The organism is Actinomadura rubrisoli (assembly GCF_004349215.1).
In the GTDB taxonomy this organism is placed as follows: Bacteria; Actinomycetota; Actinomycetes; order Streptosporangiales; family Streptosporangiaceae; genus Spirillospora; species Spirillospora rubrisoli.
On record NZ_SMKU01000298.1, the window covers coordinates 1 to 11636 of the forward strand.

The following is an 11636-nucleotide window of genomic DNA, read 5'->3' on the forward strand; positions in this document are numbered from 1 at the left end:
GTTCGGGGGAGCGGTCGGCGGGCTGGTCGGTCTCGGGGATGCCGCGGGCGGGGAGGTCGCGGCCGTCCGAGACGACCTTCATGGCGGGACGGCGCGGGACGAGCGGGGTGACGGTGTCGGAGAGGGCCTCGTCGTCCCATTCGACGGCGGTGAGGCGGGCGGCGATCTCGTCCAGGGGCGAGACGTGGCGGCGGCGCGGGTCGAAGACCCACTCGGCGGCGTGGGGGCGGCCGTTGTCGAAGAACGACAGGCGGACGCGCCAGGTGTTGTCCTCGCACTTCCAGGAGTCCCACTCGACCTCCTCGAGGTCGACGCCGCCGCGGCCGAGGCGTTCCTCGACGGTCTCGCCCAGGGGCGGGCCCGGGGTCGACTCGCCGGGACGGCGGACGGCGACGCGTTGCGCCTGCTGGGCCATGTACTCGCGTTCCTGTAGGACCGGCCCTTCGAACCAGCGGATGCGTTCGACGGGGATGCCCGCCGACTCGGCGATCTCCTCCGCGGTCTCGCCGGAGCGGATACGGGCCTGGATCTCCTTGGGACGCAAGGGACTCTCCACTTCGATCTCGAACTGGCCGAGGCGGGAGAAGTGCCCACGCACCGCGGCGCGGAGCCGGTCGTCGACGGGCAGGGTGAACCGGGTGCCTCGGCCCGCGGTGGCCAGGACGAGGTACGTACCGTCCTCGCTGACCGCGACGAGGCGCAGCTCCTGCATGCGTGTCCTTCCTGCCCTGTCCTGACGGCACGGAGGGCGTCCGACCACGCGTCCGGTGAGGAGCCCGCCTCCATCGTGCTCTCACCGGCCGGTCGTCCGATGCCCGCCGAGGGCGCATGCGTGCCCTTCCCCCGGGTTCCCGAGTCTCTCTTTCGGACACACCTGCTGCCAGCACCGTACCCGGCATGTCCGAACATCGCCGCTCTCGAAGCCCCCTTCACGAGGCCGAAGAGGGCACCTGACCAAGCTTGCCGGTGACGGGGTCCGGCCGGGGTCGCCCTGCCTGATTCTTGTGCATCCTTTTCCACACTGTGCCTGACGGGGCCCCTGAGCTCCACCCGTTTGACGTTGCGAGCATCACGTCCGTGCACGGAACACCCAGAAGTCCCGGTTAGTTTCGGTTCGGGGTATTCGCGGAGGATTGGATAGGGGGAATCAGTCAATGCAGCGCAAGCTGCCCGACCTGAGCACGACGCAGCTGATCGCGAGCGGTGTGGCGACGCTCACCGCGGCCGTCGGCGCGTCGTTCCTCGGCGTGTACGGAACGATCCTGGGCGCGGCGTTCATGAGCGTGGCCTCCACGGCGGGCTCGGCGGTGTGCAAGCACTTCCTGGACCAGGGCAAGGAGCAGCTCAAGGACCTGTCGCACCTTCAGGCGGAAGCGCAGCAGCGGGACGCGGCGCACGGCGCGGCGGCCGACGCGGTGAGCGCGGACCCGACGCGGACGGTGGTGTGGTCCGCCGGCGACCCGAGCGCGACGCGGCTCGACCTTCCGCTCGGCGGGGACCCGAACGCGACGCGCCTGGACCGTACGCCGGCCGAGACCGTCGCGGACTCGCTCGCCGAGGCGGCGGGCACCGGGGCGGTGCGGGAGGTGGTCCGGCGGTCGGCGCTGGAGAGCACGGTCGCGTGGGCCAAGGCGAACTGGGTGCGGCTCGCGGTGTCGTCGGCGGTGGTGTTCGCGATCGTCATCGCGGGAATCTCGGTGTACGAGGCGACGACCGGCAAGCCCATCAACAACCACAGCAAGGGCCTGACGGTCACCAAGGTGTTCGGCGGCGGTGGCGGGCAGACGCATGAGACGCCATCGGAGACCCCGTCGACCGGGCGTACGGAGCCCAGTGGTTCGCCGAGTGACACTCCGAGTGACACCCCGTCGTCGGACGTGCCCAGCACCGGACCGACCGGTGGGAAGACCGGGGAGCCGTCCGAGCGGCCGTCCGAGCGGCCTACGAATACGCCGACGACGTCCACCCCGTCCGGGCCCGGGCCGACGAAGAGCTCTGGTGGGCAGAACGGCGACGAGCAGAACGTCCCTCAGGGACGGACCACGCCCTAGGTGTATTGATCATGGACGTTGTTGACATGGGTGATGGTGGTTGATCGATAGGAAGACCTCCGGTGTGGTGGAGGTGTCGAGTCTTCACCGCACGGAGGTCTTCATGTCCCACCGTAACGCCCGGTTGACCGTTCACGGCCGTCGTCTGCTGGTCGAGCGGGTCGAGTCGGGTCGTCCGGTCGCCCATGTCGCGGCGGAGATGGGCATCTCGCGGGCCACCGCGCACAAATGGGTGGCCCGCTGGCGTGCCGAGGGCCACGTCGGGCTGCACGACCGCTCCAGCCGGCCCCACCGCACCCCGCACCGCACCCCCGCCCAGGAGGAGGAGCAGGTGTGCGCGTTGCGGCGCGACCGCAAGCTCGGTCCGGCCCGCATCGGGGCGATCCTGGGCATGCCCGCCTCGACCGTGCACCGGGTGCTGACCCGCCACCACCTGAACCGGCTGGCCTGGCTGGACCGCCCCACCGGCCAGATCATCCGCCGCTACGAACGCGACCGGCCCGGCGAGCTGGTGCACGTGGATGTCAAGAAACTCGGCCGCATCCCCGACGGCGGCGGCCACAAGGTCCTGGGCCGCCGCGCCGGGCGAGCCACCCGCGCGGGCATGGGGTTCGACTACATCCACTCGGCCGTCGACGACCACACCCGCATCGCCTACAGCGAGATCCACCCCGACGAGAAGGCCGCCACCTGCGCGGCGTTCCTGCGCCGGGCGGCGGCGTTCTTCGCCACCTGCGGCATCGACCGGATCGAGCGGGTGCTGACCGACAACGCCTGGGCCTACCGCAAATCCACCGCCTGGCGACAAGCGCTGGACGAGCTGGGCGCCTCCGGCCGCCTCACCCGCCCCTACCGGCCCCAGACCAACGGCAAGGTCGAACGCTTCAACCGCACCCTGACCGACGAATGGGCCTACGTCCGCCCCTACACCAGCAACACCGAACGCACCGCAGCCCTGGCAGACTTCCTGCACACCTACAACCACCACCGATGCCACACCGCACTCGCAGGCCAACCACCCATCACCCGCGTCAACAACGCTGAAGGTCAATACACCTAGCGCGGGCGATCTGGCCGGTGGGGTGCCCCATCGGCCAGATCGCGTGGTCAGTCGCCGAACACCTGTCTTGTGTAGGGGTTGGCGAAGCGGCGGTCGGGGTCCAGCTCGTCGCGCAGTGCCTGGAAGGCGCCGAACCTCGGGTACACCTTCTCCAGGTACGCGGCGTCGCGGGTGTGGAGCTTGCCCCAGTGGGGACGGCCGTCCAGGGCCGTCAGGAGGTCTTCGACGCCGCGGAAGTAGTCCTCGTGCGGGTCGCGGTTGTAGACGTGCACGGCGATGAACGCGGTCTGGCGTCCGTACGCCATCGACAGCCAGGCGTCCTCGGGCGGCAGGAGCCGGACTTCGATGGGGAAGCTGATCCGCCAGTCCTTGCGGTCGAACAGGGCGCGCAGTTCGCGCAGCGCCGGCACGAGCTGCTCGCGCGGGATCGCGTACTCCTGCTCCTTGAAGCGCACTGTGCGGGGGCTGGTGAAGACCTTGTAGGACGTGTCGCTGTACGTGCGGGCACCGAGCACCTTGGCGGAGATGCCGTTGACGAAGGGTGTCGCCGCGGGGGCCCGGTGCGTCAGCCGGTTGATGGCGCCGAAGACGGTGTTGGACAGGAATTTGTCGTCCAGCCAGTGCTTGAACCCCGGCAGCGGCTTCGCGGGGCCCTCGACGCGGTTGTTGCGCTTGGTCAGGCAGCCCTCGGTGTGGGGGAACCAGTAGAACTCGAAGTGCTCGTTGGCGGAGCCGAACTCGTCCAGGCGCGCGAGCACCTCGTCCCACTTCATCGGTTCCTCCTGCGCGCGCAGGAGGAACGACGGGACGGTCTTCCACGTGATGGCGGTGACGACGCCGAGCGTGCCGAGACCGGCGCGGGCGGCGTCGAACAGGTCGGGGCGCTCGTCCGGGGAGCAGGTGACGGTGTTCCCATCGGCGAGCACCAGTTCCAGCGCGGCGACCTGGGAGACGAGACCGGCGGCGTCGCGGCCGGTGCCGTGGGTGGCGGTCTGGAGGGCGCCGGCGACGGTCTGCTCTTGGATGTCGCCCATGTTGGCCAGCGCGAGGCCGTGCTCGTCGAGGACGCGGTTGAACGCGTGGAGCGCGAGCCCCGCCTCGACGGTGACCAGCCCGGTGGCGGTGTCGACGGACCGGACCGCGGTGAGCGCGGTCGGGCGGAGCAGGACGCCATCGGTGACGGCCGCTCCGGTGAAGGAGTGCCCGGTGCCGGTCATCCGGACGGTGAGGCCGTCCGCGGCGGCCGACCGGACCGTCTCGGCGACCTCGGCGGCGGTGCGCGGCGTCGCGACGCGATGGGGCGTGGCCTGCTGGTTTCCCGCCCAGTTCTGCCATTTCCGGTGGGTCACGGGGGACATGCGCCGACTCTACTCGGCCAATGAACGTGAGGAAAGCTCACGTTTGCTCATCGCCCGGGCGCCCGCCAGGCCGACCGCCGCCGCGACCACCGCGCACCCCAGCGGGACGAGGAACGCCGCGCGCGAGCCCTGCGCGTCCACCACCCGCCCCGACACCGAGGACCCGACCGCCACCCCCAGGCCGACGGACGTGGAGACCAGCGCCAGCCCCTCGGTCAGCATCCCCTGCGGGACGAGCCGCTCCACCAGCCCGAACCCCGGGATGATCGTCGGGGAGATCGCCAGCCCGGAGAAGAACACCACGAACATCATCAAATACAGGTTCCCGACCAGGACCGGCGGGATCAGCCCCGCCATCAGCAGCCCGAGACCGGCCAGGAACCGCCGGGACAGGGGGCTGCGCCAGTGCCGCGCCCCGTACCAGAGCGCCGCCGCGCCGCTGCCCAGCGCGTAGCAGCCCAGCAGGACGCCGGCGAGCGCCTTGTGCCCCTCCTCCTCCGCGAACGCCACCCCGCCGACGTCGATCGCCCCGAACACCATCCCGAGCATCAGGAACACCGGCGTGATCACCACGATGCCGGGGTTGCGCCACACGCCGCCGCCGGTTCCGGGCTCGCGCGGCCGCGGCGGCGGCTCCGTCGCGCGCTGGCCGGCGAGGGCCAGGCAGCCGGCCAGCGTGCAGGCCGCCGCCGCGCCGAGGCCCGCCGCCGGGTGGACGCTGGTGGACAGCACCGTGACGAGCATCGGCCCGGTGACGAAGATGCACTCGTCCACGACCGACTCGAACGAGTAGGCGGTGTGCATGCGCGCGGGGGTGTCGCGCAGGACGTACGCCCACCGCGCCCGGACCCACGCGCCCAGCGACACCTGTGACAGCCCCGCCGCGGCGGCGGCGACGAAGAGCGTCCAGACGGGCAGGTCCATCTCCGCGAAGGCGATCAGGAGGCCGAAGCTGGCCGTGTTGGCCAGCACGACCGGGACCAGGACGCGGTGCTGCCCGTACCGGTCGGCGAAACGCGCGCTGAGCGGTGCACCGGCCGCATAAGCGACACACAGGGTGGCGGTGACGGCACCGGCGATACCGTACGATCCGGTAACCGCGGACACGAGAAGGACGATGCCGATCCCCACCATGGACATCGACATGCGCCCGACGAAGCCCGCGGCGACGAAGAGCCGGGCGCCGGGGACCGACAGCAGCTCCCGGTACGGACTGGTCACCCGGTTCTCCTCCCGTCCCCGGGAGCCGGGGCGCCCCCGGGGCATGTTGTTCGACTTCAGCCCCATGATCACGTTACCTGGGGGAATGATGTGAGAAGACGTGCAACCCACCCGTAGCGACACTCGTTGGGAAATGTTGTGGCTCCTCCACCAGCACCGCGCGCATCCGGTCCGGGCGGCAGCGTCGCCGGCGCGGCCGCGAAGAAGGCGCCCGCCAAGGCGGCACCGGCCGGACAGCCGGTGCCGATCGCCCAGCAACAGGCCGAAGCCGTCGCTTCGCCGCCACCCGCTCGGACAGCGCCAAGCCAGACGAAGCGGCGGAAACCGCGGGCCGGGGCCCGGCCGCGCGGCCGCGGCCTGCCGCTGGCCGTCGCCGGCATCGCGGTGCTCATCGTGGGAAGCACCTCCGGCGGCCTGTACGCGGCCCTGACCGACGACGAGGGCGGCTCGGGCGCCGAGACCTCGCCGCGGGCGGATCCGCCGCCGAGCGGCGGCCCTGGCGGCCCGGTCAACGTGACGGACGGCGGGCAGGTCGCCCCGCTGCGCCGCGTCGTCCCGCCGGACGTGCTGGCGGTCGGCGGCGGCCGCCCGATCTCGGCGGCCCGGCTCGCCAGGATCTCCAAGCTGGCCAAGGTGCGGGACGCGGTGGCGGTCGCGGGCGGCGCCGTCCAGCTCCAGGGACGCCAGGTGAACGCGTTCGCCGTGGACCCGTCCTCGTTCCGCTCCTGGACGCCCCCGGGCACCGCGAAGAAGACCGAGCTGTGGTCGGCGCTGGCGGCGGACCAGTTCGTGGTGTCCCCGGCGGCGGCCGAGCAACTGCGGCTCAGCCGCGGCTTCCCATACCCGGTCGTGGCCAGGACGGTGCCGAGCCTGATGATGGGCGGCTCCGGCGCGCTCGGCCTGCCCGGCATCGACATGCTCGTCAGCAAGAGGGCAGGGACGCGGATGGGCCTCATCCCGAACGTCGCGGTGCTGGTCAACGCGCCGGGGGTCAGCCCCGCCAAGGTCACCACCGCCGTGACCAGGATCCTTGGGCGGGGATCGAACGTGGTGAACCTGCACGAGCGCAAGTACCAGACGTCCGGCGACGGCGGCCGCCCCGGCGGCTACCTGGACCTCTACAAGCAGGCCGCCAGAAGCTGTCCGGGCCTCTCCTGGACGGTGCTCGCCGCGATCGGTCAGGTCGAGAGCGACCACGGCCGCAACGCGGGCCCGTCCAGCGCGGGCGCTCTCGGCCCTATGCAGTTCATGCCCGCCACGTGGAAGTCGTACGGCGTGGACGGCGACAACGACGGCAAGGCCGACATCATGAACCCCTTCGACGCGATCCCGGGCGCGGCCAAGTACCTGTGCGCGAACGGGGCGGGCAAGGGCGGCCAGCAGCTCTACAGGGCGGTCTGGCACTACAACCACGCCGACTGGTACGTCCAGAAGGTCCTCAACCTCGCCCGGGCCTACGCCGCCCGCTTCAGGTGAGGCAAGCCCCGCGCGGCGGTGGTGACAGGGCACCGGAAGGGGGCTGGTTGGATGGAGGACATGACGTCGTTCGACGCGTTGCTCCTGCTGTCCTTCGGTGGACCGGAGGGGCCCGATGACGTGCTCCCGTTCCTGGAGAATGTGACCCGCGGCCGCAACATCCCCCGCGCGCGCCTGGAGAAGGTGGGGGAGCATTACCACCTCTTCGGCGGGGTCAGCCCGATCAACCAGCAATGCCGGGAGCTCAAGGCCGCCATCGAGGCCGACTTCGCCGCCCACGGCGTGGACCTCCCGGTCTACTGGGGGAACCGGAACTGGACCCCGTACCTCGCCGACACCGTCCGGCAGATGACGGCCGACGGCGTCCGGCGGGCGGCCGCCTTCGTCACCTCCGCCTACAGCGGCTACTCCACCAACGACCAGTACCTCAACGACATTGCGCGCGCGCGTGAAGAAGTGCCGGGCGCTCCCGAGATCGACAAGCTGCCCGTCTACTGCGGCCGGCCCGGGTTCATCGAACCGTTCGTAGACGCCGCCAGGGACGCCCTTAGCCGCCTCCAGGGGGACGTCCGGCTGGTCTTCACCGCGCACAGCGTCCCGCTGTCCCAGCCCAACTACGAGCTGTACGTCGCGGAGCTGGAACAGACCGCGAGGACCGTCGCGGAGAAGGCCGCCCCGGGGACGCCCTGGGATCTCGTCTATCAGAGCCGGAGCGGGTCCCCGGACCAGCCGTGGCTGGAGCCGCAGATCACCGATCATCTGGAGAAACTGCGCGGCGAGGGCGTCCGCGCGGTCGCGGCCGTGCCGGTGGGGTTCGTGTCCGACCACATGGAAGTCAAGTACGACCTCGACGTGGAGGCGGCCGGGCGCGCCGCCGAGCTGGGGATCGCGTTCGCGCGGGCCGCCACGCCCGGCGCCGCCCCGCGCTTCGCCGCCCTCCCGCGCGAGCTGCTCGCGGAGGTCGGGGCGCTCCCGGCCCGGACGACGGGGGAGACGGGATGAGCCTGGCCGAGGACCTGCTGGAGCTGGCCGTGGCGACCGCGCGGGAGGCCGGCCGGATGCTGGTCGACAAGCGCCCGGCCGGCGGCCCGGACGTCGTCCAGACCAAGTCGAGCCCGACCGACGTCGTCACCCAGATGGACCGGTCCGCCGAGGCGCTGATCATCGAGCGGATCCGGGAGGAGCGGCCGGGCGACGGCTTCCTCGGCGAGGAGGGTGGCACGCAGGCGGGCGGCAGTGGCGTCCGCTGGGTGATCGACCCGATCGACGGCACCGTCAACTACCTCTACGACCTGCCGGACTGGGCGGTCAGCATCGCCGCCGAGGTGGACGGCGCCGCGGTCGCCGGGGCCGTGGAGATGCCCCGGCGCGGCGAGACGTACACGGCGGCGCGCGGCGGCGGCGCCCTGCTGCACGCCGCGCCGGGCACGCGTGAACTCCGCGTGAACTCTCACGTGCCCCTGGCCGAGGCGCTGGTGGCCACCGGGTTCGGGTACGCGGCGGGCCGCCGCGCCCGGCAGGCCCAGGTGCTCACCGGGGTGCTGCCCGGCGTCCGCGACATCCGCCGCGGCGGCTCCTGCTGCGTGGACCTCTGCTCGCTCGCGGCCGGACGGCTCGACGCCTACTTCGAGCGCGGCGTCCAGGCGTGGGACACGGCCGCCGGGGCGCTGATCGTCCAGGAGGCGGGCGGACGCGTCGAAGGGCTCCTGGGCGCGCCCGCCGGCCCGGACCTGACCATCGCCGCGGGCCCCGGAACCTTCGAGGCCCTCCACGACCTCCTCGCCCAGCTCGATCCCCTCAGAGACTGAGCCCGAGGTCAGGGCGGACGCGACGAGCGGAAGCCCGGGACCGCCGGCCCCGGGCTTCCGTCAATGGTCGGGCGTGCTCAGTCGCAGCGGGGTGGTTCGACGCCTATGTCGTGGTTCGCTGCGATCCGGCGCAGCTCGCTGATCTCCTCCTGGCGGATGTCCGCCAGATAGGTGTCTCCATCTGCGTGGGCGCTTCGCAGCGACGCGTAGGCGTCATCGAGCCGCTGCTGGATCATGCGTGACAACTCGCCCATGGGCCTCCTCCCGGATCGTGCCCATGCCTACCCAGCCGTAGGCTGAAGATAAACCTGTTCGCCGGTGCAATTTTCGCGGATCCTTGCGCCGAGCCTAAGCAGGGCGGCGGACGGCAATCTGAACGGGTGTTTACGGGCGTCTTACGAGCGTCGTGGCATACCTGGACCACGGGGCGGAGAAGGCCCCGACCGGAGGGGGACGCAGTGCGTGTTCTAGTCGTCGAGGACGAGCGGGTGCTCGCCGACGCCATCGCCACCGGCCTGCGCAGGGAGGCGCTGGCGGTGGACGTGGCCTACGACGGGTCCGGCGCGCTGGAGCGGGCCGGGATCAACGAGTACGACGTGATCGTCCTGGACCGCGACCTCCCCCGGGTCCACGGCGACGACGTGTGCAAGCAGCTCGTCGCGCAGCGCTACCCGGCGCGGATCATCATGCTGACGGCGGCGGGCGAGCTGGACGACCGGGTCGAGGGCCTGTCCATCGGCGCCGACGACTACCTGGCCAAGCCGTTCGCGTTCGCCGAGCTGATCGCGCGGGTGCGGGCGCTCGGCCGCCGCGCCGCCGCGCCGCTCCCGCCGGTGCTGGAGCGCGCCGGCGTCACGCTCGACCCGGCCCGCCGCGAGGTGCTGCGGGACGGCCGTCCCGTCGAGCTCACCCGCAAGGAGTTCGCGGTCCTGGAGGTGCTGCTCAGCGCGGACGGCGCGGTCGTCAGCTCCGAGCAGCTGCTGGAGAAGGCGTGGGACGAGCACATCGACCCGTTCACGAACGTCGTCCGGGTCACGATGATGACGCTGCGCAAGAAGCTCGGTGACCCGCCGGTGATCGAGACCGTGCCCGGCGTGGGATACCGCCTGTGACCGCCGCATCCGCACCGCAGAACGAGCCGTCGCCCGGCGAGGCCCCGGAGCCCCCGGTCCCTCCGCCGGCGCCGGAGGGACCGGAGAGCGGCGCGACCCGGGACACCGGGACGTCCCGGGACGGCTCCGCCCACGACACCGCCGCCCGGGACACCTTCGCCCGGGACGGCGCCGTGCACGACCCGTCCGCCCACGGCGCGCCCGCCCAGGACACCGCGGGGCTCGCCGGGGGCTCGCAGACCACCCAGCCCACGTCCGTCCAGGAGGGGCGCCGCACCGGCCCGTGGCGGCGTCCGGGACCGCAGCAGTTCCCGCAGCCGAGCCAGGGCGCCAAGAGCGGCTCGTTCGCCGCCGACCTGAAGACCCTGCCCGGGCGGATGAGCGTCCGGCTGCGGCTGACCCTGCTGTACGGGCTGCTGTTCTTCATGGCCGGGGCGCTGCTGCTGTTCGTGATGTCGGTCCTGGTGGCCAACATCCTCGGCAACGTCAAGGTCATCGTCCCCGGCATCTCGCTGGAGGACGCCGCCGATCTGCAGCAGCAGTTCGTCCAGCAGACGATGAAGCAGCTGGTGGGACGGTCGCTGGTCGCCCTCGCCGGGGTCGGGATCATCACGCTGGTGCTCGGCTACTTCGTCGCCGACCGCGCCCTCAGCCCGCTCCAGCGGGTCACGGCGACCGCGCGCCGCCTGTCGGAGAGCACGCTGCACGAGCGGATCGCGCTGGAGGGCCCGGACGACGAGATCAAGGAGCTGGCCGACACCTTCGACGCGATGCTGGAGCGGCTCGGGCAGGCGTTCGACTCGCAGCGGCGGTTCGTCGCCAACGCCTCGCACGAGCTGCGCACCCCGCTCGCGATCAACCGGACGCTGCTGGAGGTCGCGCTCGGCGACCCCGAGGTCTCCGACGACCTGCGCGCCGTCGGCCGGACCCTGCTGGCCACCAACGCCCGCCACGAGCGGCTCATCGAGGGCCTGCTGCTGCTGGCCCGCAGCGAGCGCGAGCTGACCGCCCGCGCCCCGGCCGACCTGGCCGAGGTGGCGGCGACGGTGCTGGAGCACTCCGCCCGCCGCGACCACGACAACGACGTCGCCGTCCACCCCGAGCTGGCGTCCGGGACGGCGCTCGGCGACCCGGTGCTGCTGGAGCACCTGGTGTCCAACCTGGTCGAGAACGCCGTCAAGCACAACGAGGACGGCGGCGAGCTGTGGATCCGCACCGGCATGCTGGAGGGCTGGGCCACGGTGCAGGTCGAGAACACCGGCCCGGTGGTGCCCGCCTACGAGGTGGAGCGGCTGTTCGAGCCGTTCAGGCGGCTGAACGCCGACCGCGTCGAGTCGGCCAAGGGCGCGGGGCTCGGCCTGTCGATCGTCCGCTCGGTGGTGCTGGCGCACCGCGGCGCCGTGTACGCGGCGCCCCGGCCGGGCGGCGGGCTGATCGTCACCGTCCGCCTCCCGCCCGGCTGAGTCCAGACGGGCCGGCGCCAGAGCAGGCCAGCACCAGGGCAGGTCGGCGCCAGGGCGGGTCGGCGCCAGGGCGGGCCGGTGCCAGGG

At 72.2% G+C, this 11636-nt stretch carries 11 protein-coding genes; 7 read left to right on the forward strand and 4 right to left on the reverse strand.

Going from position 1 to position 11636, the window contains the following annotated elements; translation table 11 throughout:
- Nucleotides 1-712, reverse strand: a 712-nt coding sequence (sepH, locus tag E1298_RS36300; RefSeq protein WP_243726024.1) for a septation protein SepH, incomplete at its 3' end; no start/stop codon positions are given.
- A 442-nt stretch (nt 713-1154) separates the two neighbouring features.
- Between sepH and E1298_RS36305 the strand changes: the two genes are divergently transcribed.
- Both E1298_RS36305 and E1298_RS36310 read left to right on the forward strand, forming a co-directional pair.
- Nucleotides 1155-2051 carry a hypothetical protein gene (locus E1298_RS36305; protein WP_131901499.1) on the forward strand — a complete coding sequence of 299 codons (897 nt, stop codon included), beginning with the start codon at nt 1155-1157 and terminating at the stop codon, nt 2049-2051.
- Nucleotides 2052-2154: 103 nt separating this feature from the next.
- Complete coding sequence (locus E1298_RS36310; RefSeq protein ID WP_131901501.1) at nt 2155-3111, forward strand: IS481 family transposase; 957 nt, start codon at nt 2155-2157, stop codon at nt 3109-3111.
- Between the two features lie 47 nt (nt 3112-3158).
- Here E1298_RS36310 and E1298_RS36315 read toward each other — a convergent pair whose 3' ends face one another.
- Nucleotides 3159-4469: a D-arabinono-1,4-lactone oxidase gene (locus E1298_RS36315; protein WP_131901503.1), complete on the reverse strand. Its 1311-nt coding sequence runs from the start codon at nt 4467-4469 to the stop codon at nt 3159-3161.
- 9 nt (nt 4470-4478) lie between these two features.
- The gene (locus tag E1298_RS36320; protein WP_131901505.1) at nt 4479-5690 is read right to left on the reverse strand and encodes an MFS transporter; all 1212 of its coding nucleotides are present in this window, start codon (nt 5688-5690) and stop codon (nt 4479-4481) included.
- Between the two features lie 393 nt (nt 5691-6083).
- On the opposite strand from E1298_RS36320, the gene E1298_RS36325 reads away from it, so the two are divergent.
- From E1298_RS36325 to E1298_RS36335, 3 genes are read left to right on the forward strand one after another with little or no spacing between them, the layout of a single operon-like run.
- Nucleotides 6084-7166, forward strand: coding sequence for a lytic transglycosylase domain-containing protein (locus E1298_RS36325; RefSeq protein WP_243726025.1), 1083 nt, complete (start codon nt 6084-6086; stop codon nt 7164-7166).
- 60 nt (nt 7167-7226) lie between these two features.
- Complete coding sequence (locus E1298_RS36330; protein WP_131901507.1) at nt 7227-8168, forward strand: ferrochelatase; 942 nt, start codon at nt 7227-7229, stop codon at nt 8166-8168.
- Nucleotides 8165-8974 (forward strand): inositol monophosphatase family protein, encoded by an 810-nt coding sequence (locus tag E1298_RS36335; protein ID WP_131901510.1) that lies wholly within the window; start codon nt 8165-8167, stop codon nt 8972-8974. Before E1298_RS36330 ends, E1298_RS36335 begins: the two co-directional genes overlap by 4 nt.
- 77 nt (nt 8975-9051) lie before the next feature.
- Here E1298_RS36335 and E1298_RS48720 read toward each other — a convergent pair whose 3' ends face one another.
- The gene (locus E1298_RS48720) at nt 9052-9228 is read right to left on the reverse strand and encodes a hypothetical protein (RefSeq protein WP_165975842.1); all 177 of its coding nucleotides are present in this window, start codon (nt 9226-9228) and stop codon (nt 9052-9054) included.
- A gap of 204 nt (nt 9229-9432) precedes the next feature.
- Between E1298_RS48720 and E1298_RS36340 the strand changes: the two genes are divergently transcribed.
- Entirely contained in the window at nt 9433-10086 is a 654-nt protein-coding gene (locus tag E1298_RS36340) for a response regulator transcription factor (RefSeq protein ID WP_131901512.1), read from the forward strand.
- Nucleotides 10083-11549, forward strand: a complete 1467-nt coding sequence (locus E1298_RS36345) for a sensor histidine kinase (RefSeq protein ID WP_243726026.1) — start codon at nt 10083-10085, stop codon at nt 11547-11549. The genes E1298_RS36340 and E1298_RS36345 overlap by 4 nt, the downstream gene beginning before the upstream one ends.
- Nucleotides 11550-11636: the final 87 nt, after the last annotated feature.